14 protein-coding genes are annotated in these 23,672 nt (G+C 57.2%); 5 read left to right on the top strand and 9 right to left on the bottom strand.

Annotation, left to right across the window (positions count from 1 at the left end; all coding sequences use genetic code 11):
* Positions 1–110: 110 nt before the first annotated feature.
* Both CIG75_RS03390 and CIG75_RS03385 read right to left on the bottom strand, forming a co-directional pair.
* The gene (locus CIG75_RS03390; RefSeq protein WP_094235384.1) at positions 111–1,919 is read right to left on the bottom strand and encodes an ABC transporter ATP-binding protein; all 1,809 of its coding nucleotides are present in this window, start codon (positions 1,917–1,919) and stop codon (positions 111–113) included.
* On the bottom strand, positions 1,916–3,640 hold the full coding sequence (locus CIG75_RS03385; RefSeq protein ID WP_172844402.1) for an ABC transporter ATP-binding protein: 1,725 nt from the start codon (positions 3,638–3,640) through the stop codon (positions 1,916–1,918). The genes CIG75_RS03390 and CIG75_RS03385 overlap by 4 nt, the downstream gene beginning before the upstream one ends.
* A 115-nt stretch (positions 3,641–3,755) precedes the next feature.
* On the opposite strand from CIG75_RS03385, the gene CIG75_RS03375 reads away from it, so the two are divergent.
* From CIG75_RS03375 to CIG75_RS03360, 4 genes are all read left to right on the top strand, one after another.
* On the top strand, positions 3,756–5,540 hold the full coding sequence (locus CIG75_RS03375; protein ID WP_172844401.1) for an SgrR family transcriptional regulator: 1,785 nt from the start codon (positions 3,756–3,758) through the stop codon (positions 5,538–5,540).
* 307 nt (positions 5,541–5,847) lie between these two features.
* The gene (locus CIG75_RS03370; protein ID WP_094235382.1) at positions 5,848–7,218 is read left to right on the top strand and encodes an FAD-binding oxidoreductase; all 1,371 of its coding nucleotides are present in this window, start codon (positions 5,848–5,850) and stop codon (positions 7,216–7,218) included.
* A 30-nt stretch (positions 7,219–7,248) separates the two neighbouring features.
* The gene (hppD, locus tag CIG75_RS03365) at positions 7,249–8,367 is read left to right on the top strand and encodes a 4-hydroxyphenylpyruvate dioxygenase (RefSeq protein WP_094235381.1); all 1,119 of its coding nucleotides are present in this window, start codon (positions 7,249–7,251) and stop codon (positions 8,365–8,367) included.
* Between the two features lie 26 nt (positions 8,368–8,393).
* On the top strand, positions 8,394–9,608 hold the full coding sequence (locus CIG75_RS03360; protein WP_094235380.1) for an aminotransferase-like domain-containing protein: 1,215 nt from the start codon (positions 8,394–8,396) through the stop codon (positions 9,606–9,608).
* 61 nt (positions 9,609–9,669) lie between these two features.
* Here the strand turns inward: CIG75_RS03360 and CIG75_RS03355 are convergent, their stop codons facing one another.
* From CIG75_RS03355 to CIG75_RS20560, 7 genes are all read right to left on the bottom strand, one after another.
* Positions 9,670–10,896: an MFS transporter gene (locus CIG75_RS03355; protein ID WP_157729358.1), complete on the bottom strand. Its 1,227-nt coding sequence runs from the start codon at positions 10,894–10,896 to the stop codon at positions 9,670–9,672.
* Positions 10,897–11,099: 203 nt separating this feature from the next.
* Entirely contained in the window at positions 11,100–18,044 is a 6,945-nt protein-coding gene (locus tag CIG75_RS03350) for a non-ribosomal peptide synthetase (RefSeq protein WP_094235378.1), read from the bottom strand.
* A 63-nt stretch (positions 18,045–18,107) separates the two neighbouring features.
* Positions 18,108–19,559 carry a methylaspartate mutase subunit E gene (locus CIG75_RS03345; protein WP_094235377.1) on the bottom strand — a complete coding sequence of 484 codons (1,452 nt, stop codon included), beginning with the start codon at positions 19,557–19,559 and terminating at the stop codon, positions 18,108–18,110.
* On the bottom strand, positions 19,549–20,952 hold the full coding sequence (glmL, locus tag CIG75_RS03340; protein ID WP_094235376.1) for a methylaspartate mutase accessory protein GlmL: 1,404 nt from the start codon (positions 20,950–20,952) through the stop codon (positions 19,549–19,551). Before glmL ends, CIG75_RS03345 begins: the two co-directional genes overlap by 11 nt.
* 2 nt (positions 20,953–20,954) lie before the next feature.
* The gene (gene glmS / locus CIG75_RS03335; RefSeq protein ID WP_227874336.1) at positions 20,955–21,368 is read right to left on the bottom strand and encodes a methylaspartate mutase subunit S; all 414 of its coding nucleotides are present in this window, start codon (positions 21,366–21,368) and stop codon (positions 20,955–20,957) included.
* A 133-nt stretch (positions 21,369–21,501) separates the two neighbouring features.
* Entirely contained in the window at positions 21,502–21,729 is a 228-nt protein-coding gene (locus CIG75_RS03330; protein WP_094235374.1) for a hypothetical protein, read from the bottom strand.
* A gap of 147 nt (positions 21,730–21,876) precedes the next feature.
* Positions 21,877–22,023 carry a hypothetical protein gene (locus CIG75_RS20560; protein ID WP_157729357.1) on the bottom strand — a complete coding sequence of 49 codons (147 nt, stop codon included), beginning with the start codon at positions 22,021–22,023 and terminating at the stop codon, positions 21,877–21,879.
* A gap of 298 nt (positions 22,024–22,321) precedes the next feature.
* Between CIG75_RS20560 and CIG75_RS03325 the strand changes: the two genes are divergently transcribed.
* On the top strand, positions 22,322–23,656 hold the full coding sequence (locus CIG75_RS03325) for a helix-turn-helix transcriptional regulator (protein WP_094235373.1): 1,335 nt from the start codon (positions 22,322–22,324) through the stop codon (positions 23,654–23,656).
* Positions 23,657–23,672: the final 16 nt, after the last annotated feature.

The following is a 23,672-nucleotide window of genomic DNA, read 5'->3' as shown; positions in this document are numbered from 1 at the left end:
CTAGAGCGAACAGGCAGTGCCAAAATCGAAACACATTTCCCTGGCTCTTGAAATCATTCACCCCGCTTGCAAAAAAAGTGGCTTGCACGCGATCAAAACGGCAGAACTGCTCACTCCATCTGTTGCTCAGCCCACAGCTTTCGCATCTCCGCCGACTCGGCGAGCAACCGATCGAGCGTCCCTTCCGCTTCCACCTTGCCCTCCTTCAGCAAGATGATGTGATCGGCCCGCATCAGCGCCGCCGGGCGGTGGGAGACGACCAGACATGTCATATCCTGCCCCGCCATGACCCGCTCCCACAGCGCGCGCTCCGTTTTCAGATCGAGCGCCGAAGACAGATCATCAAACACCAGCAGTTCTGCATCTCGCACAAACATCCGCGCGGCCGCCACCCGTTGCACCTGTCCACCAGACAGCTTCACTCCAGACGCTCCGATCGCGGTGGACAGCCCGTCCACCATCCGTTCTACATCCTGTTCCAGCACTGCCGAACGGATCGCGGCGTCCAGATCGGCTCGCTCCTCTGGAATGCCGAGCAACAGATTGTCGCGCAGTGACTCGCCAAACAGTTGTGGCACCTGCGCGGTATAGGCGGTGCGCGGCGGTGTCAACTCGGCGGCCTCTACGCCATTCCAACGCACCTCACCTTGGCGAGCGACCAGCCCGAGCAAGGCGCGAAGTAGGGTCGTCTTACCTGCCCCCACACGCCCAGTGATCACCGTGAAGCTCCCTTTGTGCAGGCAGAGCGACACATTCTCCACGCCGCGCCCTGAGCTGGGATAGCGAAAGGTCAGACCTTTTGCTTCCATCACTTGCAGGCGATCCTCCTGACTTTTTTCGACAAAAGGCACTTCCGGCAGTCTGCCGTCCAAATAGACATCGGCATGCTCGACCAACTGCTCGGCAGGCGCACCTTGCAGTTCGACCAAGCGATCGACAGACACCTCGGCCTGTTTCACCCGTGCGATCAGACGGCCAAGAAAGTGCAGAATGTTCCCAAGCCAGTCGAGATAAAAGATGAACAAAGCCAGGTCCCCGACCGAAAAACTGCCGTCCTGCATCGACCGAGCGGCAAACAGCAGGATCAGGCCCGTGCCCAACCCGACCGCATTTTCAAAAATCGACCCCAGCAGGTCGGCGAACAGACGATCTTTTACGGCAGCTTGGCGACGCCGATCATTCAATTCCTGAAATTTCGCTGTGACCCGCTCTTCCGCTCCGGCCGACTTGATCGCACCGACCGCCGCAAACGACTCCGCAGCAAAACCGGCCACGCGCCCCGCCGCCTCCCGATTGGCTACGCGGTATTTTTCTAAGCGCTGCTTGGCCAAATTGGCTGCGGCCATCAAGCCCAGTAATGGGATGCACACGACCGCTGTCAGCATCGGATCGATCCAAAACAGCACCCCAAGCGCTGTCAGCGCCAGCAAGGGCTTGTAGATCAGGTCGGCCGTCCACGAGGTAAAATCGGCAATTTCGTCCACATCATCGCGCAATCGTCCCAATGAGTCGCCCGCAGTGTCGGGCAGCGCTTGAGCGCCCGGCTTTTGTAGCAGATGAAAGAGCGCGTTGCGGCGCAGAATCGACTTCAACGTCAGCGTCAACGTCGCATCCACATACAATCCACCGATCAGCGCGATCGCTCGCAACAAGAGCGTCATCAGGAGCACCACGATCAGCCCCCACGGGCCGACGCCGACATCAGCCGCTCCACTGACCGCATCAAACAGCACTTTCACGATCCACCCAGCCAACAGCGGCAACCCAAAAATGATCGCCCACAGCGCGACATCGAGCGCATACCACCCGCTCCGAAACTGAACCAACCATCCCACTAATCGCCAAATGTTCACCCGCCACACCCCCTGCTTAAAGCTGACGCGTTTGGAGCCGCGCGCACTCGTCTCTGTCCTGCTCATCCCTGTCCCCGCTCCTCATGGCCGACCTGCACCAACTCCCCGTACCGCGAGCCCGCTTTTGAACGCAACATCTCGCGCTCGCCAAACTCCAGCACGCGGCCTGCTTCCAGCACCAGCACGTCATCGACCTGCTGCAGCGTCGCCATCCGGTGCGCGATCACGATCGCCGTCCTGCCATGTAGCAGTTTCTGCACCGCCTGCTCCAACAAGCGCTCCGTGGCCGGATCGAGCCGCGATGACGCCTCATCAAGGATCACCAGCCCCGGGTCGCGCAAAAAGACGCGAGCCAAGGACAACAACTGCGCCTGCCCCGCCGACAGCCCGCCCCCCGGCTCCAGCATCGTGTCCAGCCCCTGCGCCAGTCCGTTCAGCCATTCGCCAAGCCCGAGCTCCTCCAGTACCTCGACGATCCGCGAATCGCTCACCATCGCGTCAAACAAGGTCACATTCTCGCGCACCGACCCTCGAAACAGGCGCACCTCTTGCGTCACCACGCCGATCTTCTGTCTCAGCTCGGCCAGCGGCACGTCCCGCACATCCACACTGCCAACCTGCACCGCACCCGCCCGCGGCTCGTACAGTCGCAACAGCAACCTCGTCAGCGTCGTCTTGCCGCTTCCGGTGCGCCCCAACACTCCGAGCACGCGGCCTGGCCGCACCGCAAACGACACGCCTGCCAGCGCCGATTCCGCACCATAGCCAAATTCCACCTCGGAAAACGCTACCCCGAGCGCCCCAGTGCCAAGCTCGGCATCACCCGTATCCTGCTCGTTGCTTTGCACCGCGAGCAACGCTTCGACCCGCTTCACGCTCGCCGCCGCCTTTTGAAAATCCTGCAGTTCTTCGGTGATCTGATCGAGCGGCCCGCGCAACAGCTCAACATAGCTAAACATCAAATAGAACGTGCCCAGCGTGATCCGTCCGCTATCGTACAGAAAACTGCCCAGCACAAACACCATCACATAGCCCGCCGCAAAAAGGGCCACAGTCATCGGCCACAACGACCGCCCGCGCACATAGGCTGACCGCTCCTTGCCAAACAGTGCAGCCATCCGCGCCCAAAACTGCCGCAGCACATGCCCGCTTGCACCGTTTGCTTTGATCTCCTCAAGCCCGGCCAGCCGCTCCCCCAAAAATCCGTACAGCTCGGCACGGGATGCCTGCGCCGCTACCCAATGTGGCACTGCGATCTCCCGAATCCTATTGAGCACCCACAACGCGCCGCCGACAAACAGTAGAAAGGCCAGACCCACCCACACATCAACCAGCGCGAGCACCACCACCATCCCGGCGAGCAACAGCACATTGCCCGCCACATTCAACACAAACCGCGAGAAAAAGTTGGCCAGCGCCGTCACATCTCCATCGACCCGCTCCATCATCTCGCCTGCCGTCTTTCCTTTGTGCCAGCCTAGATCCAACTTCAAGCTGTGCAAAAACAGCTCCGTCCGCAGACGATTGGTCGCCGTCCACCCCACCGTCTCAGCCAGATACGTCCCCGCGACCTGCAAGACCTGCCGCACCGCCTGCAACACCAAAAACAGGAACGCAGCCCAGATCAGCACGTCCAGCGCGCCGCCAACATGAGCGGTATCGATGTACCTGCGCAGCAACAGCGGACTGCCGATCTGCACCAGCGCTCCGCCTGCCAGCAAGGCGCCAAGTCCCACCACATTGCCCTTTTGCTGCCCAAGTCCCTTTTTCAACAGCTCGCCATACATAAAGACCGCCCCCTTTTCCTTGCCTCCCATCGTAAGCTGGCAGGCCGCTTGGAAAAAGGGTAAGATTTGTAGACTGAAGTTTCACCTTTTTGCACAAGGAGTGGAAAGAAGAGACATGCAAGCTGTCCATCACTATATCCGTTTGACCGAACAGCTCCAAAGCTGTGTGATCGGGCAGTCCGTACCGATCACCTCTGCCGGTGTGGCGAACATGCTCTGCTGCACCCCGCGCAACGCCAAACTGATTTTGAAAAAGCTGACCGAGCACAACTGGCTGCACTGGCAACCTGGGCGTGGACGCGGCCATACCTCCCAGCTCACCTTGCAGATCGCACCTGCCGATCTGCTGTTTTCCCTTGCCCAAGAGCTTGTCCGCGCAGGCGATCTCCGCACCGCCACACAACTGATCGAGCCCTACCGCAGCAAGTATCCCGCGCTGCACACTCGCTATGAGACATGGCTGTCCTCGCACTTCGGCTTTCATGCAGCCGACCAGAGCGGCACCGAGGCGCTCGACACGCTGCGCTTGACCCACTCCAATCCTTTGTTCTACCTCGATCCGGCCATCGCGATGTTGCGCTCCGAACTGCATGTGCTCAATCACATTTTTGACACGCTCGTCATCTGCGACCCGACAACTGCTGAGATCCGCCCTCATCTCGCTCACAACTGGGAGATCAGCGACGATGAGACCTGTTACACGTTCTATCTGCGCAAAGGGGTGTTCTTTCATAATGGAGCCCCGCTCACCGCTCGCGATGCCGTTTTTTCGATCAAGCGCCTGCAAAACGACTCGCTCTACCCTTGGATGTTCGCAGGCGTCCGCAGTATTACCGCCCTCAATGATCTCACGCTACAGGTTACGCTCGATGCGCCGAATCAGCTTTTGCTGCAATTTTTCAGCACGGCGCGCGCTTCGATCGTTCCTGAGGACTACTGTACAGCAATCGGCGCCGATTTCGCTCGCCTTCCGGTCGGCAGCGGTCCGTTCAAAGTGATCCGCAACGATGAGACGATGCTCGTCTGCGAAGCGTTCCTTCCTTACTTCCGCGAGCGGGCTTTGCTCGACCGCATTGAGATCTGGATCGTGTCCGACCTCGACCTGCCTGTAGCCGTTTTCGAAGATACGATCAAATACGGCACAGCCAGCGCCGACTGGGCGACGACCGAGCAGTTAGAGACGTCGTTTCAAATGCTGACCTGCAACCTGAACAAGCCGCACCGCCCCCAGCAGCACCTCGCCTTTCGCGAGGCGCTTTCCCTGTTGCTCAACAAAAGGCAGTTGATCGCAGACCTCGGCGGCGACCGCTATGCCCCGGCCACCCGCTTCGATGTCGTCTTGGAGCAGATGACGACAGACACCCCGTCCGATCGTTCGCAGATTGCGGCGCTGCTTGCCCAAAGCGGTTACGACGGCGAGCCCTTGCTCCTCTCCACCTTTGGCGATCCTGACCATCTCGAAGACGCCATGTGGATCGCAGAGACCTGCCAAGCGGCAGGTGTCGCCATCACCATCCGACCGCTTCCCTACCGCGAGATGATCCAACCTGAACAGATCGCAGCGGCCGATCTGATCCTCGACGGTGCGACGATCGAGGACAATCTCGAACTGTCCTACCTCGACCTCTTTCTCTCCTCGTGTTCTTTCCTCGCTCCGCACTTGAGCCCGGAACTGCGCGCCTACACCGCTCGGACGATCGACAACCTGCTATCCCAAACCTCGCGGGAGGCAAGGCTCGACCTCCTGCGCCAGATCGAATCTCGCCTGCTCGCCGAGCACGTCGTCCTGCCGCTGTACCGAACGTGGGTCACCGTCTCGACGCACCCACTTGTGCACGGTGTCACGCTTAACTCGCAGGGTTGGGTCGATTACCGCAACTTGTGGTTCAGGCAAAAGTAGCGTGCAACAATATCTCGCGATCTGTTGATAATTGATTGATTTTTGGGGACGGTTCCAGCAACAGGTACCGCCCCCTTTTTCTTTTCTCCAAACGGGGAAGTGTAGCCAGACGAGTCTGCGCACCCCGCTTGCGATCTTATGATCAAGTTGCTAACTGTAAGATGGCTTAAATCTGTTACTATTAGAATTGACAGAGTACAGGCACAATTTTATAATATTGGAAACGTTTCATTTCAATAATGAATATTACCTAACGAACGGCAACAGTAACTGATGCAAGAATCTCTCATCACAGGAGTTGAACCGCTTGAGTTTAGCAGAGGCGCTGAGGACGATTTTAACAGGACCTGAGCAGGTGTCAGTCAACGAAACGGTGCTCGAACATCACAGCAAAGATGTCACCTCCTATCATCCTGGCGTGACGCCCGACGTCGTTGTCTTCCCTACCACCACCGAAGAGGTCAGCCTGGTGATGCAGCATGCGGACCAAAACGGGATTCCGGTCGTGCCCTTCGGAATTGGCTCATCGGTCGAAGGTCAAGTGGTGCCGATCCGAGGCGGCATTTCTATGGATTTCACGCAGATGAACAGCGTGTTGGAGGTTCGCGCAGAGGACTTCCTCGTGCGTGTGCAACCAGGGGTGACCCGCCTGCAGCTCAACCAGCATTTAAAAGAGTACGGACTGTTCTTTCCTGTCGATCCTGGCGCAGATGCGACGCTCGGCGGCATGGCTGCCACCAATGCGTCGGGCACGACGGCTGTGCGCTACGGCACGATGCGCGACAACGTGTTGGGCTTGACCGTCGTGACGGCAGATGGCTCGGTGATCACGACTGGCGGCCTCGCCGCCAAATCTTCGGCAGGCTACAACTTGACCGGACTTTTTGTCGGTTCTGAAGGGACGCTCGGCACTTTTACCGAGCTGACGTTGCGCGTTTACGGCATCCCCGAGTACACGCTGGCGGCGCGCGCCGTCTTTCCCGATGTCCGCTCCGCCTCGCAGGCCGCGATGGGCATGATGATGTGCGGGGTCACGCTCGACCGCGTCGAACTGGTCGATGAGCACACCGTGAAAGTGGTCAACAAGTTCAAAGGAACTGAGTTCACCGAAGCGCCAACCCTCTTTGTTGAGGTGAGCGGCAACAAAGCGGCCGTTGACCATTCCTTTTTGCTGGCTCAAGAAATTCTGACCGAGGAAGGCTGTCTCGAGTTGGAGTTCGATTCGGACGGGGCGGCGCGCACGAGAATGTGGACGGCGCGTCACGAAGCGGCGTTCGCCTTTTCCGCTTCGCAGCCTGGCAAAAAGCTGATGACAACCGATGTTTGCGTGCCCTTGTCGGCCTTGCCAGACGCGATCGTCGAAGCGCGGATCGCCATCGATGAGAACGGACTGGACGGGGCGATTTTAGGACATGTTGGTGACGGCAATTACCACGCCGTGCTCGTCGTCGATCCCGAGAACCCCGAGGACATGCGCCGGGCGAGCCATGTCAACCAAGAGATCGTCCGCTTCGCCTTGGAGCGCGGCGGCACTTGCACGGGCGAACACGGCATCGGTCTTGGCAAAGCGAAATTCCTGCCCGCTGAACATGGGGCTGGTGCCGTGCAGATGATGCAGGCGATCAAAAGATTGCTCGACCCAAAGGACATTCTGAACCCCGGTAAAATCTTTCAGTGACACTCAACCTTTTCCGAGGAGGAACTACACATGGTCATCCAACAGGAGCAGAGCCTAGATTTGATGCGTGACGTATTGCCGATCGAGGATATCGATTATGTAGAAATCTATTCTGGCAACGCCAAGCAAGCTGTCTTTTACTATTGCAAGCTGTTCGGGATGAAGGTAGTTGCTTATAAGGGCCTAGAGACGGGTTGCCGCGATCACGTTTCCTATGTGTTGGAAAAAGGCGACATCCGCTTGGTGATAACCGGAGCGTTTGAACCTGACCATGAGATCGCCGAATTTGTTAAAAAGCATGGCGATGCGGTCAAAGACATCGCACTGCGCGTCCATGATTTGGAACAGACCTACCAGCAAGCGATCGAGCGGGGTGGGGTCGCGATCTGTGAGCCATTCGTGGAGGTAGATGAGCTTGGCACGGTGAAAAAAGCGGTGATCGGCACGTTTGGCGACACGGTGCACACCTTGATCGAGCGCAGCGGCTACACTGGCAGCTTCGTACCCGGCTATGATTCGGTCGATGAGGAAGAACCGGAAATCGACACGGCGATCGCCCGTTTCGACCATCTCGCCATCAACGTGGAACAGATGGACGAATGGGTCGAATACTACGAAAAGGTGTTTGGGTTCACGATGATTAAGGAGTTCCGCAAAGAAGAGGTTTCCTCCGACTCCTCCTCCTTGATGACCAAAGCGTTGAGCAATGGCAACCACCGCATCAAGATGCCGATTGTCGAGCCAGCGCCGGGCAAGAAAAAGTCGCAAGTTCAAGAGTTTATCGATTACAACTTTGGCGCAGGCGTGCAACATGTCGCACTTGAGACGGACGATATTTTGAAAGCGGTCGAAAACTTGCAGAAAAACGGCATCCGTTTTCTGCACACGCCCGATTCCTACTATGAATTGCTGCCGTCGCGGGTCGGTGAGATCGACGAGTCGCTCGACGAGCTGAATCGCCTGAACATTCTCGTCGATCGCGATGAGGAGGGCTATCTGCTGCAAATCTTCTCGCAACCGATGCAAGACCGCCCGACGATGTTCTTTGAGATCATCCAGCGCAAAGGTTCGAACGGATTTGGCAACGGCAACATCCGCGCACTTTTTGAAGCGGTTGAGCGTGAACAGGAGAAGCGCGGCAACCTGTAGCTACCCAAAGAGGAGATGACCCCAACATGACGACGATCCCGACCGATAAAAAGCTCCGCCTGGCCAGTTGGGCCGAACAAACAGCTCCTTCGCCGATGCAGGACATGCTGGCCCTGACTGCGCGTCCAGGTTTGATCTCATTTGGTTTGGGACTGCCGAACCAAGAGCTGTTCCCACGTGTTGCGTTCGCTCATGCCTCGATGCAAGTTTTGCACAACAAACCGCACACCTTGCAATACGGTCCGGCTGGGGTCGCGCACAACCTGAAGGCGTCGATCGTTCAGTTGATGAAACAGCGTGGGGTGACGACCAGCGAGGAGCAGATCTTCCTGACCACAGGCGCGCAGCAAGCGATCAACATGCTGGCCCGCCTGCTCTTGGAGCCAGGTGGTCTAGTGCTGGCCGAAGAAGTGATCTACACCGGCTTCTTGCAGGTGCTGGAGCCGTTCGGTGCAAAACTGCTCACCGTGCCGACCTGCCCCAAGACGGGCATGGATGTCGATGCGGTTGAAGCGATTCTGCAGGCTGGACAGCGGCCATCGTTCATCTATGCGATCACCGATGGTCACAATCCGCTCGGCTCTTCGATGAGCCAAGCGAAGCGTGAAAAATTGGCCCGTCTCGCCCGCGAGTACGGCGTGCCGGTGATCGAAGACGACCCTTATGGGTTCCTCGCCTATGAGGAGCTGACGATTCCTCCCGTAAAAGCGCTGGAAAACGAGTGGGTGTTCTACGTCGGTTCCTTCTCGAAAATCCTCGCTCCCGGCGTGCGCATCGGCTGGGTGATCGTCCCAGAAGCGTTGACCAATAAGCTGTCGATCGTCAAGGAATCGTATGACATCAACACGGCCAATTGGAGTCAGCATGCGGTGGCCGCTTACTTGGAGACGGGCGAGCTGGCCGACCACCTCGACCTGTTGCGCCGCGAATACAGATCCCGCCGTGACACGATGCTCCGGGCGATCCAGTCGCACTTCCCGTCTGAGACGCGCGCCGAACAGCCGTCCAACGGCATGTTCATCTGGGTCCAACTGCCCGACTTCGTCGATGTTCCGACCCTGCTTCGCGACGCGGTTGAGCAAAAGGGCGTCGCCTTCTTCCCCGGTCAGGCGTTTGAGACGGCGGGCAGTGTGGCCGGCAAGCACTCGATGCGCCTCAACTTCTCCAACGCCACTCATGAGCAGATCGAACAAGGCATCCAAGCGATCGGTGAGCTGATCGAAGCGCAACGCACCAAGTAGCAACCTTACGTACAGAACGCGATCCGCCCAAATCACGCGACGACAAAAAACCGCTGGACTCTTAAAGAGCCAGCGGTTTTTCTTGTGAATCGATCGGCACACGCTTGTACATCACCAGCAACAACAGCCCACCTAGTAGGATCGAGCAGCCTGCTCCAAGCAGAATCGGCTGCACTGGGAACAGTTCATGCAACCACCCGGCGATCGGCATCGTCAGCGCCATCACCCCGGTGGCAACGGTCATCAGCGTCGTCGAGACCCGCCCTTGATAGCTGATGTCAACCGTCGTCTGCAACACTGTGGCAAACGAGATATTAAAGGCGACCATCCCGAAGGCAAACAGCACGACAAACGAGTAGGGCAGCAAGAAATGCGGATAGGAGACCATGCCGAGCGCTCCCAATCCCATCACCAGCATCCCGCCCGACAACAGCGCCTGCCGCGACACTTTCAATTTCGGCACCACGAAGGTGGCGAGCAACATGCCTCCGCCCTGTACGGCGACGAAGATCGAAAAGGCCTCTTTAGGTTGCCCGAGAAACTCTGTGAGAATAAAGATGCTCAGCACGTTGGACAGCCCCGAACTGATCCCGAACAGCACGTTGCTATACAAGAGCGGACGCACCATCTTGTTGTGCCAAGCCTGACGAAGACCGTCCTTCATCTCAGACAGCACGCCGCTTGGCCCACGCAATGCGGTGCCAGTCTTCTCCAGCTTCGCCAATTTGATCGCACCAAATAACGCATAGTTCAACAGCAGGAAGGCGATGGCCATCGCGAGCGCCCCCGCCGTGCCCAACCAGAAATAAAGCAGCGTTCCGGCGGGCGGACCGATCAAGAACATCGAGCTGGTTGCCATCTGACGCAGGCTGGCTGCCGATTTTAACTGTTCCTTCGGCACGAGGCGCATCGTAAACGCTGAGCTTGGCGCTCGGAACAGCACCGTGCCGATCGCGGAGAAGAACGAGACCGCATAGACGATCATAAGTGAATCGATCAGGACGGCAAGAATCAATAACGCCATCAGCACGACGCGCAACACGATCGCGCCGAGCATCGTCTTGCGGTGATCCCAGCGATCCGCATACACTCCGACGAACAGACCGAGGACGACCAACGGGCCAAACTCGCAAAATAGATTGATCGATACGGCGACCGCCGAACCGCCCGACATGTCGAGCACAAGGTACATCAGCGCCATTTTCCGAATCCAGTCACCCAACTCCGAACACCACAACCCGAGCCAAAATTTAACGAACTTCGGGTTGCTTTGCAGTATCGCCCACATCCCGGACTTCCCTCCACGTCGCATTTCCTTCTGAATGCGATTCATATTTCTGCTCCGTATTGTCAACAAATTCAAACTTCGACAATCGTTTGATTTCTCCTTTGTTAAATGATGATTCATGATTAATTATTTAGAGTAACGTCAAGGGGAAGTGTTCGAAAGAAGAAAAACCGGTTCTCAGATGCAGAGAACCGGTTAAACGATTACTGGGCAAGCTCTTGTAGATACGATTGGTACTTGGTGAGCAACTCCTTGACCAATTCGGCAGCCGATACCTCTTTGGCCAGCAGTGGATGGAGGTTGAGCACGAAGACAAAATCGGATGCTCCCTTTTGGATCAGGTAGAAGCGCACCGTTTCACTCTGCGGCTCAAGCGGTTTTTGACGCTCCGTTTGCAGCAGTTCTTGAAGCTTCGCTTCCAGCGCCTGCTCCTCGAGATCGCGCAGATAGATGACGTGCAGCGGGCTCCATTTGGCGTCTTTCACCTGTTTGACCAACTCGTCTTCCGTCCCGTGAAGCAAGGTGCGCAGCACATCGTGGGCGGCAAACAGCTCGTATTGGGCACGCTCCATCAAGTCGAGGCGCACCGCTTCTCGCAGTGGATGCACATACGGTTCGCCTGTATGCTTCGGCTCCTCCGCACGCTGCGCATCTGCTGAGCGTGGTGAACCGCCGCGACGGCGCGGCACGGCGCTGATCTCCGGCACTTCCGAACGGCGGGAGACCCTTTGGATCTCCATGGCACCCGTCGTTTGGACAGTGCCTTCCGCACGCGCTCTGAGCAGTTCGGCGGTGAACTCCGCGACCGTCGGGAATTGGAACAGCAGACGCAACGGCACAGCCACTCCGTACTCCTCCGCGATGCGAGAAACGACTTGCGTCGCCAACAGCGAGTGACCGCCGAGGGCAAAGAAATTGTCATGCATGCCCACTTTTTCGACGCGGAGAACATTGGCAAAGATCTGCGCCACTTTTTGCTCTTCTTCCGTGCGCGGGGCCACATAGTCGTCACGGTCGCTCAGCGTCCCTTCCGGAGATGGGAGGCGTTTACGATCCACTTTGCCGTTTGATGTGAGCGGCAATTCGTCGAGCAGGACCAGGAAGGACGGCATCATGTAGTCCGGGAGTTGCTTGCGCAAGAGCGTGCGCAACTCTTCGACTTGCACTTGCTCGCCCGGCTCTGGCACCACATATCCGACCAGACGTTTATCACCGTCCGCCTCATGGGCGATAACCGTACACGCACGCACTCCCGGCAGGTTGCTGAGTAACGTTTCGATCTCGCCGATTTCGATGCGGAAGCCGCGAATTTTCACCTGCTGGTCGATTCGACCCATGAATTCCAGCGTGCCGTCTGACAGCCAACGCACAAGGTCACCCGTTTTGTAGAGACGCCCGAACGCAGTCTCCACAAATTTCTCCTGCGTCAGATCGGGTCGGTTCAGATAGCCGACCGCAAGCCCATCACCTCCGGTGAGCAGTTCGCCCGGCACCCCGACTGGTACAGGCTGTAGATGCTGGTTGAGCACATAGACGGTCGTATTCGAGATCGGGCCGCCGATCGAGACGGTGTTCCCGACCTGCGCAACATCGGTCATCGCATGAACGGTCGTAAAGCTCGTATTTTCGGTCGGACCGTAGCAGTTGATGATCGTCAAGCCGGACAGGTTGTCCAGCGCCTTTTTCACGTGCGCCACCGACAGCACATCGCCGCCGGAGAGCAAGTATTTGACGCCTTGCAGGTCATCAAGTCGGAACTCGACCATCTGATGGAAGAGACCTGCTGACAGCCACAGCACGGTGACACCGTACGTTTTGACCAGACGGCCCAAGTCCTCCAGCGAGGACTGTCCAACTGGCATCAGCGCCAGTTTTGCTCCGTTCAGCAGTGGCCCCCAGATTTCAAAGGTCGCCGCGTCAAAGGAGAGCGATGCCGTCTGCAAAAAGACTTGATCGGCTGTCATCTGCATGTAGTTGGTGTTTTTGACGAGACGCACCACACCGCGCTGCGGAACCAAGACGCCTTTGGGACGCCCGGTAGAACCGGATGTGTAGATCACATAGGCGAGGTTGTCCTGCGTCGTCGCGCAGTTCGGATTGTCGGTGCTTTGATCGGCAAACAACTGCATGTCGCGGTCGAGGCAGATCACGTGGCTGTCTGGCAGAGGCAGTTTTTCTGCCAGCGCCGACTGGGTGACCAGCACCGATACGTTGGTGTCTTCGAGCATGAAGGCGATCCGCTCCTGCGGGTAGTCCGAGTCGATCGGCACGTAACCACCGCCCGCTTTGATGATGGCGAGCAGGGCGGTCACCATCTCCAGCGAGCGTTCGATGCAGAGACCGACCAACGCATCTGGTCCGACTCCAAGCGCTTTGAGATGGTGAGCGATCTGGTTGGCGCGTTCGTTCAACTGGCGGTAGGTAAGGGAATCGTTGCCAGATACGACGGCCACCGCATCAGGTATCGCCGCGGCCTGCGCCTCGAACAGCTCCTGAAGCGATGCGCCCGGATATGCAGACGCTGTGCGGTTCCATTCGACCACCAGCTGCTCTCGCTCTGCTGTGGTCAGCAAGGACAGCTCGCCGACGCGCTGAGCCGGGTTCTCGACAAGTGCCGCGGTCAACTGCACAAACTGGTGGAGCATCCGCTCGATCGTGCTCGCCTCGAACAGATCGGAGTTGTATTCGAACGTGCCGCCGATGCTTTGATCTTCGTGTTCAGACATCAGAAGCGACAGGTCAAATTTGGACGTGGTGCCAGTGTCCGCCACCGGTTCAAAGGTCAGGCCCGCCAGCTCGATTTTGCTCTGCTCAAAGTTTTGCAGACCGAATACCACTTGGAAGACCGGACTGCGGCTCAAATCGCGATCCGTTTCCAACTCTTCGACGATCTTTTCAAACGGCACGTCCTGATTGGCATACGCACCGAGCGCCGCATCTTTCGCCCGTCCGATCAGTTCGAGGAACGTCGGGTTGCCCGACAGGTCGGCGCGGAGAGCGAGCGTGTTGACGAAGAAGCCGATGATCGACTCCGTATCCTGACGATTGCGGTTGGCGATCGGTGTCCCGACCGCAAAGTCCTCCTGACCGGAGTAGTGCAAGATCAGCGTTTGGAACGCCGCGAGCAGGGTCATGAACAGCGTCGCGCCTTGCTTCTGGCTGAGCGCTGTCAATTGATCGCCGACTTTCTGCGGCAGGCGGAACGTCAACTGTGCGCCATTGTGTGTCTGCATCGGCGGTCGTGGACGATCGGTCGGCAGTTGCAGGACAGGCAGGTCCTGACCGAGCTTTTCTTTCCAATAGCTGAGTTGCGAACCGAGTTCCTGCTCCAAGAACTCACGCTGCCATACCGCAAAGTCTGCATATTGTAGCGGAAGCGGTGACAGTGCCGACTCCTTTCCTGTGACCAGCACATCGTAGAGGTGAGTCAGCTCTTTGGTCAGAATGCCGCGCGACCAGCCGTCAGAGATGATGTGGTGCAAGGTGAGCAACAGGACGTGCTCCTGCTCGCCAAGCTTGAGCAGTTGGTTGCGGATCAACGGACCTTTGCGCAGATCGAACGGCGTATCGTTCTCCGCCCGCACCAGACGGGCGACTTCCGCCTCCTGTTCCGTGCCGCTCAAATGTTGCAGATCGACCAGTTGCAGTGGCGTCCACACCGCTTCATGGATCAGCTGTTCCGGCTCGCCGGACGCATCGGAGAAGGTTGTGCGGAACGACTCGTGCCGCTCGATCATCATGTTGAGCGCCCGTTCGAAGTGCTCGTTGTGCAACGCGCCCGTCAAGCGCACCGCGTACGGAATGTTGTACGCTGTAAGCCCTGGGATCAACTGCTCCAACACCCACAAGCGCTGCTGCGAGAAGGAGAGCGGCAGTTTGGTGTCGCGAGCGACCGGCTTGATCGGCGCTTCGGACGCGGTCGGTGCGAGCGTCTCTTGCATCTGTGCTTCCACGCGCAACGCGAGATCGACGACGGTCGGCGCTTCAAACAGCGTGCGCAGCGGGATCTTGATCGCAAACTCTTTGTTCACACGGGAGACGACTTGGGTCACCATCAGCGAGTGCCCGCCGAGGTCAAAGAAGTTGTCAACGACGCTGACCTGCTCGACATGCAGGACTTCCGCCCAGATTTGGGCAACCTTCGCTTCCAGTTCGGTCGATGGCGCGATGTACTCGCTTTGCTCCATCAACTCCGCTTCCGGGTCGGGCAGGATGCGGCGGTCGATCTTACCGTTTGCGGTCAGCGGGATCGCATCAAGGTAGACGAACACGGCCGGAATCATATAGTCGGGCAGAATTTCCTTCAGGTAGTTGCGCACATCGGTCGTGCCGCCTTCAACGCCTTCATTTTTGACGATATAGGCGACCAAACGGCGATCCCCCGGCACGTCTTCGCGAGCGACAACAACGTTTTCTTTGACCAGCTCATGCTGACCGATCACCGTTTCTACCTCGCCAAGCTCGACGCGGTAGCCACGAATCTTGACTTGGGTGTCGGCGCGGGTCAGGAACTCCAAGCGCCCATCCGGATGGCGTTTCGCCAAGTCGCCGGTGCGATAGAAACGCGCGTCCGGATCGCTTTTGAACGGGTCTTTCAAGTAGCGCTCCGCCGTCAGATCGGGGCGTTTGATATAGCCGCGCGTGATGCCTGCGCCGCCAAAATACACCTCGCCTGCCACCCCGTATGGCACAGGATGAAGATGTTTGTCCAGCACATAGACCTGCACGTTGCCAAGCGGACGTCCGAGCGGCACCGTCACCGTCTGACGCATCGCCGGGTCTTTTTCCACTTTGTACACCACGCCTGCGATCGTCACTTCGGTTGGCCCGTAGTGGTTGATCAGCCAGACATCGTCGCGGTACTGTTCAACGCGCTCGATCATGTCCCAGCGCAACGTCTCACCGCCGACCACCGCCCCATGCTTTGGCAGAACCTTCAGCGGCTGCGAGGCCATCAGCGCCGCCAAGTGGGTCGGGACGATCTTCAGGCAGTCCACCGGATGCTTCTCAAAATACTCGGCCATCAGATCGGGATCGGTCAGGCGCTCCTGCGCGATGATGTGCAGTGTGCCGCCGCGGCAGAGCGCCGGGAAGATCGCCGTGTGACCGACGTCTGCAGACAGCGTCGAAACGTTGCCGTAGCTAGCCCCGTCGCCAAGCTGGGCGACCTCTTCGATCGCGTACAGGTAGTTGAGCAAGTTGCGATGCTCGACCTGCACCCCTTTGGAACGTCCAGTCGAGCCCGAGGTGAAGATCAGGTAGACGAGGTTCTGAAGCGTCGCTTCATTCGGCAGATTGTCGGTGCCATTCCCTGCCACCTCATCCCACTGCGCGTCCAAGCAGAACGTCTTCGCCTCATGTTGCGGCAAGAGACCGGCCAGCGACTGCTGTGTCAAGATGACCGGCACTTCCGAATCCTCCATCATGAAGCCGATCCGATCTTGTGGGAACGCCGGATCGAAAGCGACAAAGGCGCCGCCCGCCTTCAGAATCGCCAAGAGCGCCACGATCATGTTCGGAGAGCGCTCCAAGTAGATGCCGACCACTTTTTCCGGGCCAACTCCTTCTCCTTTGAGCAGACGAGCCAACTGGTTCGCACGCTCGTTCAGTTCCCGATAGGTCACTTGCTCCTCTTCGTACTGGATCGCGATCGCGTCCGGATTGTCTGCCGCCCGCTGCTCAAACAGCTCATGCACCAGTCGATCGGTCGGGAAGTCGCGCTCTGTCTGGTTGCAGTCTACCGTAAGCGTATGAATCTCCGCTTCGGTCAGCATAGAAAGCTGTGAAATCGGCAGATCAGGATTGTCCACCACCGCTTGCAACAGATTGAGGTAGTGGCCCATCATCCGCTCGACCGTCTCGTAATCGAACAGATCGGTGCTGTATTCGGCAAACAAGATCGGCTTGCCATCCTTCTGGTCCACGGTGAACATCAGGTCAAATTTGGCCGTGTTGCGCTGAACTTCGACAGCAGAAATCTTCAAGTCGCGCAACGTCAAATCGGGCGTGCTCACATTTTGCACGACGAACATCGTTTGGAAAAATGGATTTGAGACGCTTCGGTCCGGCTGTAGCTCCTCGACCAATTTTTCAAACGGCATCTCTTGGTAGGTATAGGCATCGAGCGTTACGCGACGCACGCGCTCGAGCAGTTCACGGAACGTCGGATCGTCCGACAGGTCGGTGCGCAACACCAGCGTGTTGACAAAAAAGCCGATCAGATGCTCAATGCCCGGCTGTTTGCGCCCGGCGATCGGCGTGCCGACAGCAAGATCGTCCTGCCCGGTGTAGCGGTACAAAAACGCTTTGTACGCCGCAAGCATCGTCATGAACAGCGTCGAGCCTTTGAACTGCTTGGTCAGCGCGTTCACTTGCTCCATCAGCGAATCGGGCAAGGGCAGCAACACATGACCGCCTTCCGGACTCGCTACCGCAGGGCGCGCTCGGTCGGTCGGCAGTTGCAGCGGAGCGATCGAGCCGCCAAGCTGGCCACGCCAGTAGTCGATGTGCTTCTCATAAACCGATCCGGTGAACCAATCGCGCTGCCAAGCGGCAAAGTCCGCATACTGAATCTCCAGCGGTGGCAGCGGTGACGGTTTGCCGTCGATAAACGCTTCATAGAGCATGACCAGCTCATGAATCATCACCGCCATCGACATCCCGTCGGAGATGATGTGATGTTTGGCGAACAGCAACACGTGCTCCTGCTCTCCCAGTTTGAGCAGTGTCGAGCGCAACAGCGGCCCTTCTTCCAAATCGAACGGCGTCTCCGCCTCCAGTGAGGACAGCGCCTCCACTTTGGCCTGTTGCTCCGCTTTGGACAGAGACGTGAGGTCGAGCAGTGGAATCTTGACCTTTGCTTGCGAGGCGATCAACTGAAACAGTTCACCGTCCTCCATCGCAAACGTCGTGCGCAGCGTCTCATGGCGCTCGACGATCTCTTGCAAGCTCTTCTCTAACGCTTCGATGTGCAACGGGCCTTCAAAGCGCACGGCCATCGGCATGTTGTACATCCCGCTGCTTTCGTTCATCTGGTTGATCAGCCACATCCGATTTTGCGCAAAAGATGCCGGAAATTCGTAATACTCGATCTCTTCCCCGTCCGCTTCCAGCAACAACTCGCCCTGTTTTGTTAACTCATCTGCCATCACTAACAGCCTCCTTTTCTCTAGCCAAACCACAGATTATCAGTCCCGGCTGCACTTCAAGTCCTATACGGGCCGCCCGACCAGCGTCCCTTTGCTCACCGCGTAGATGTCATCGATGACCATTTGAAACGACACGGAACGGCCTTCAAACTGCGCCCGCTCCTCGAGCAGTGCGCGGTTGTGATCTTTGATGTCCTGTGAAAACGCGATCTGACCAAACTCCAAATAGCGAATCGCCCCCGAATTGTCGCGGGCGGGGAGCATTTGTCCAGCGTTGTGTTTGCTCGGTGCAAACGGCACATCGAGCACGCCCGCCTGAAACGCGCGCACCGCCCCCACGGCAAAATCGCCTTCGCCAAGCTCCTGCACCTTGTCGAGCAGGCATTTGGTCTCCGCCTTGATCAAGGCGATCTCTTCCTGCAGTTGCTTGGACATCGCCATCCGTTGCCCTCGTAGCATCCGCAAAGTCTGCTGTGTCGCCAAAATGCCTTGCGCGTTCGCTTCTTTCGTCGGAACGCCAGCCGCTTCGTGCGGCGTCTTGACGATCACCTTCGTCGCTCCGGCCAAAGCGGCAGCCTGCGCACCCAGGCAGACCACTCCAAACGCCTGCGCCTCATCCTGCGGGAAGCCGCCCATCCACTGGTGGAACACGGTGGTGATCTCGATGTCGTCATATCCAAATTCGCGGAAATAGGCACCCGCCTGCTCTTCCAAGGCCCGCACTGCCGCCACGTCCTGCAACAGATGTCCACCTTGTCCGTAGCCGAGCGTCAAACTCTTCACGCCCTGTTCTGCCGCCAGCAACCCTTCCAGAATCATTACAGCGTTGGACATGCTCGGCGGCACCAGCGTACCGGTCAACGGACCAAACGGCTCGCGGTTGATCCGAATCCCCATCTCCTCGTACAGCCCGACCAGACGGTCGCAATACTGCCAATCGAGCAGGGAACGCTCCAGGCTTACGCTTTTCGCATAGGGGATGTTATAGGAAATCCCGCCGCCTTCATTCGATGTCCAGCCAGAGGCCAGCACGATCTCCGACAGCAAGCGGGCATCGGGCGTACCGTGACGCGCTTGCAAAGGCCGCCCAACCGCTTCAAACAGCTCGCGGCATCCGGCCACTCCGTGATTGACCGCCGGGAATCCGTTCAGCATCGAGCGGCCCGTCTTCTTGCTCTCTTCCAGCCCGACGATGCACTCCCGATAGCGATTTTGCCGCGTATAGCTGTCGATCGTAACCGGAAGCAGGTCGGCCAAGCCAACATTTTGCAAATGGAGCAACAGTTCGATCTGCCCTTCCACCGTCGCCACGCCAGCGCGGGGCTGGGCTAACGTGATCCCCGCTTCCTTGGCGCGCATCAAGGCGGGGGCAAAGCGCTTCTCCGGCGCCACTCCGTTTTGATACTCGACCGCATCTTGCAAATCGACACCGCTGCCCGTTTCCCACTGTCCGAGCACTCCGCTGCGCACTTCCATGAACTGATCCAGACTCCACTTCACATTTTTAAGCTCCATGTCGAACCTCCGCGCTTTGGATCAGGTATTTTTTCATCAGCCGAAGCGCCAATTCCGGATCGCGCTCCGCCAACAGCCCCATCGCCGACAACATATAGGATCGGTCGATCAGCACGTGCGGGGCCAGCGGCTTGAGACAGGTCGGATTGTCCTCCGTATAAAAACCGGCCCCGACCAGCTCCGACGCATTGGCACTGTGCACCAGCACCCCGCCCGTACCGATCACCGTTTTACACTCTGATAAATCTTTGCCCGTCTGAGACAAGAACAGCCCCATCGGGGTATACACGCTCTCGACCACTCCACAGTGACGCTCCATCGCAATTTCCACCGCCGTCTTGGCGAGCGCTTCATCGAAAGCGACGCTTTCTGGCGTATCAGCCACAAAGCTCACCTCATCTTGCAGCGTTCGGCACCGTGCTTCGACCGAGCCTTGAAAATCTGGCAGGTGCTTGGCGATCCGCCGCGTTCCGGCCGTCTCCCAGAGCGACACCGCCGAGACGCGCATGCCGAGGTCGCCTTCGACCGTCCGCTTGGCGTGCGGCTCCTGCAATCCTTTCCAAACCACGCTGGGCTTGGTCGGTTCACCACTGCCGATCGAGTGAATATCGGTGGTCGCGCCGCCGATGTCCACGACGATCAGCGGCCCGATCCCGACACTTCGGTCGGTGCCGTCGGACAGCACTTGCGCCGCTGCCAACACCGCCGCCGGAGTCGGCATCAAGATCCCGCCGACCAGTTCCTCCACCTGCGCAAGCCCCTTCGCCTCGACGATCTTTTCCATAAAGATTCCGCGGATCGCCTCGCGCGCCGGTTCGACTTGCAGTTCATTTAAGCGTGGCATCACATTGGGCACCAGCTTGTAATAAATGCCCTGTTGGTCAAACACCGCCTCAATGTCATCCCGCGCGTTCTTATTCCCGGCGACAACGACAGGCACGCCTGGCACATGCTCGGCGATCATCCGCGCATTGTGCAAAATGCAATCGCGGTTCCCGCCATCGGTACCGCCTGCCAGCAACAGCAGATCGGGCTCTACCGCTTTGATCTCTGCCAGATCGCTTTTCGTCAACTCGTAGGAGTAGACGCCGAGCACTCTTGCACCCGCACCGAGCGCAGCGCGCTTGGCCGCTTCTGCCGTCAACTCAGGAACCAGCCCGACCGCGACCATCTTCAATCCTCCGGCCGCGCTGGAGCAGGCCAATTTTTCAGTAAATTCCACAGGGCCGATCAGGGCGGTCAGCGACGCGAGCGCCTTTTCAAACCCGACCATAATCCCGTCTTCCACAGTGGTCAGACCTTTCGACGTGCCCAGTATTTGCTCGCCTTGCAAGTCGATCGCCGTCAGTTTCGTATACGTGCTGCCAAAATCGATGCAAAGTATCGCTTCCATGTCTACACCACCAGCCCTAAATCCTCATGCAGATTGCGAACGGCCACATCGAGGGGGGTCTCCGGTGAAAACACCCGGTCAAAACCCATCTCTAAAAAGCGCGCTTCCACCTCAGGAAAATCATGCTTGCCGACGACCAGATTTCCGCCGACGTATAGCACGATGTCGCTGAGTCCTGCTTCTTGACATTTCTCGCGCAATCCACGGCAGTCGATCTCACCATGCCCGTACAGCGAAGAGACCAGCATCGCCTTCGCTCCGGTCTCGATCGCCGCCGCAATAAAATCTTCCTGCGAAGATAGCACACCAATATTCACAACATCGAACCCTGCTTCACGAAACACGTGATCCAATATTCGATTACCTACCGCATGACAATCTGCCCCGATGACCCCGATAACGACCGTTGCCTTCACTTGGATCGATCCTTTCGCATTAAATTGCGAACAATTAATCATATAAATAAAATTTCTATCAGCGTGATTCGATTCCTCCCCTCTCCTCGAAAAATTACCTTTAATCTGCCTGAATAAAAAAAATGGCCAGCAACTAACGCTGAGCCATTCTCACAAGTTCACTTTTGCACCACTCGACCCGATTGACCGCTGTGCGCCAACCGACTTCAACCTGCGCGTAGAGCGGTCTGATCCGTTCTGCCCCCGCCCCTGCATCGCTCAACTCACGACGCAATTGTTCCAGCAGCGTCCGGCACAGCTCCTCTTCCTGAACTGCTGCCACATACGCCATCTGCTGCCCGCCGTCTGCCGTGTCTACCATCGAGATTCCCTCCTGCTGATAAACAAGAAAACGCGAAAGCCCGTCCACTCTCCACTTTTGCTTGAAGGTGAGCACTTTCGCGTTCTTGCTGGATTCTATACTTCTTGTCGTCCCGTTTTACTCAACGATCCAAATGTAAGCTTGAGCTTAGCGCACCGGAGCGTTGCCGATCGGCCACACCAGTTCAGCCTGCAAAACTGCATTCGGTTCAACCATAGCTGAAACTGCCACAACAACTGCAACTGCCAACAAACCGCAAGCCAATACATTCAGCATCTTATTCTTTCTCATCATAGTTCCTCCTATACATACACAAATATACATTTCTAAAACATAGAACAATTGTTTAGTATTGTTACAAATATAGTAGACGGATTCCCCCATCTAGTCAATGACATTTTTGAACATTTATATACAATCCGAATAATGTATCGTTTTGTCTAAATGATTATCTCGACCATTTTGTTGTCGATACTTACATTGCGACTTTAAAAGAAGGACAATTGGCTCTTGTACTAGTATGCTATACTTACTTAATAGATAGAGGCGTCTTGTTTGCATACAATGACTTGACATAGGAGTGTTATCGGGGATGGCAGGAGTTGGACAAAGAATCAAAGAGTTGCGTAAAGCCTCCAAACTGACACAGCAAGAGTTAGCCGAAGGGGTAGTCACGCGCAGCTATATCAGCCAGATCGAAAAAGGCTTAATTCAACCGTCTTATGACACGTTGGAAAAGCTGTCACAAAAGCTGCAATGTTCTGTCGAAGATTTTTTCAAAGAACCAGAAAACAAAGCGATGCTCATCACGGACTGGAAGAAATTTGTGCGATTCGCAGAAGGTCATGCCGAATCGGGCCAATTTGAACAGGCCAAGAAGATCGTCGATAACTTAAACCATGCATCAAAGGATGAGTTAAACGACTTCGATTTAGGTATCTTGTCATGGGTACAAGGTCGATTGCTGGAACAGACCCATCAGTTCAAAGAAGCGATCCCGTTTTATGAAGCGAGCCGCGAGCATTTGAAGGAATATGTGGATTCCAAAGAGTTGGTCCGCTCCTACGACTCGCTTGCCTACTGCTATTTGCAACTCGGTGACAATCAGGAAGCGCTGCGCATTCTAAACCAAGCGAACGAGCTGATCATTCGCTCCCAGCTTGGCGGCCTCGTGAAAACTTCCGTGCTGATCAACACCGGGGTGGCGCACGCCAAGCTTGGCGAGTATCATTCGGCCATTCGCTTGCTGAATGAAGCCAACTACCTCAACCATGCGATGAACGTGCATTACAAGGCGGGACACATCTACTTTACGCTGGGCACCTGCCAGATGCAGATCGGGGAAACCGAGCAGGCGATCGAACTATTCCGCCGCGCCATCGACTTCTACGAATATGCGGAACACAGCGAAAACAAAGCGGGCGTCATCACCAACCTCGGCATCCTCTACACCAATATCGGCCAAGGGGAAAAAGCGTTGCAAGCGTTGGCATCGTCGATCACGATCTATGAAGAACTGCGCCTCGCGCAGGTGAAGTCAGATCTGGTCGAAGCCGCACGCCTCGAAGCACGCGCGACCAATGCCCGGCTCGAAATGTCCCGCGCCTTCCTGTTACTTGGCGAGACAGCGCAAGTGCTGCAGATCTGCAACACGATCATCCGTGAAGACCACCAGCCAAAATTCAAAGCGTACGCGCACCTCTACCTTGGTCGCGTCGATTTCAAACGCGAGCGCTACACCGAGGCCTTGCTCAATTTCAAAGCCTCCTACGCCCTCTTTTTACAAGGTACCGACCGCCAGATGATCGCCGAACTGCAAGAGAAACTTGCCGACACCTATTTCAAATTGGGCCAGTTCGAACAAGCGGCTCAGTTCTACAAACAGCGTCTCGAAACGACCAGAACCAATCCGGCTCCCTTGTTCTAATGACAAGGGAGTCTTT

This window comes from Tumebacillus algifaecis, from assembly GCF_002243515.1.
Lineage (GTDB): Bacteria > Bacillota > Bacilli > Tumebacillales > Tumebacillaceae > Tumebacillus_A > Tumebacillus_A algifaecis.
The sequence above is the reverse complement of the archived record's forward strand: the minus strand, read 5'-3'. Positions and strand labels throughout refer to the sequence as shown.

Excerpts from the sequence above, each read along its gene's own strand:
- CIG75_RS20560 (WP_157729357.1), bottom strand. The coding sequence starts at position 22,023 with ATGATGAGAAAGAATAAGATGCTGAATGTATTGGCTTGCGGTTTGTTG.
- hppD (WP_094235381.1), top strand. The coding sequence starts at position 7,249 with ATGGTCATCCAACAGGAGCAGAGCCTAGATTTGATGCGTGACGTATTG.
- CIG75_RS03390 (WP_094235384.1), bottom strand. The coding sequence starts at position 1,919 with ATGAGCAGGACAGAGACGAGTGCGCGCGGCTCCAAACGCGTCAGCTTT.
- CIG75_RS03325 (WP_094235373.1), top strand. The coding sequence starts at position 22,322 with ATGGCAGGAGTTGGACAAAGAATCAAAGAGTTGCGTAAAGCCTCCAAA.
- CIG75_RS03355 (WP_157729358.1), bottom strand. The coding sequence starts at position 10,896 with ATGTGGGCGATACTGCAAAGCAACCCGAAGTTCGTTAAATTTTGGCTC.
- CIG75_RS03360 (WP_094235380.1), top strand. The coding sequence starts at position 8,394 with ATGACGACGATCCCGACCGATAAAAAGCTCCGCCTGGCCAGTTGGGCC.
- CIG75_RS03375 (WP_172844401.1), top strand. The coding sequence starts at position 3,756 with ATGCAAGCTGTCCATCACTATATCCGTTTGACCGAACAGCTCCAAAGC.
- CIG75_RS03345 (WP_094235377.1), bottom strand. The coding sequence starts at position 19,559 with ATGGAGCTTAAAAATGTGAAGTGGAGTCTGGATCAGTTCATGGAAGTG.
- glmL (WP_094235376.1), bottom strand. The coding sequence starts at position 20,952 with ATGGAAGCGATACTTTGCATCGATTTTGGCAGCACGTATACGAAACTG.
- CIG75_RS03385 (WP_172844402.1), bottom strand. The coding sequence starts at position 3,640 with ATGTATGGCGAGCTGTTGAAAAAGGGACTTGGGCAGCAAAAGGGCAAT.
- CIG75_RS03350 (WP_094235378.1), bottom strand. The coding sequence starts at position 18,044 with ATGGCAGATGAGTTAACAAAACAGGGCGAGTTGTTGCTGGAAGCGGAC.
- CIG75_RS03330 (WP_094235374.1), bottom strand. The coding sequence starts at position 21,729 with ATGGTAGACACGGCAGACGGCGGGCAGCAGATGGCGTATGTGGCAGCA.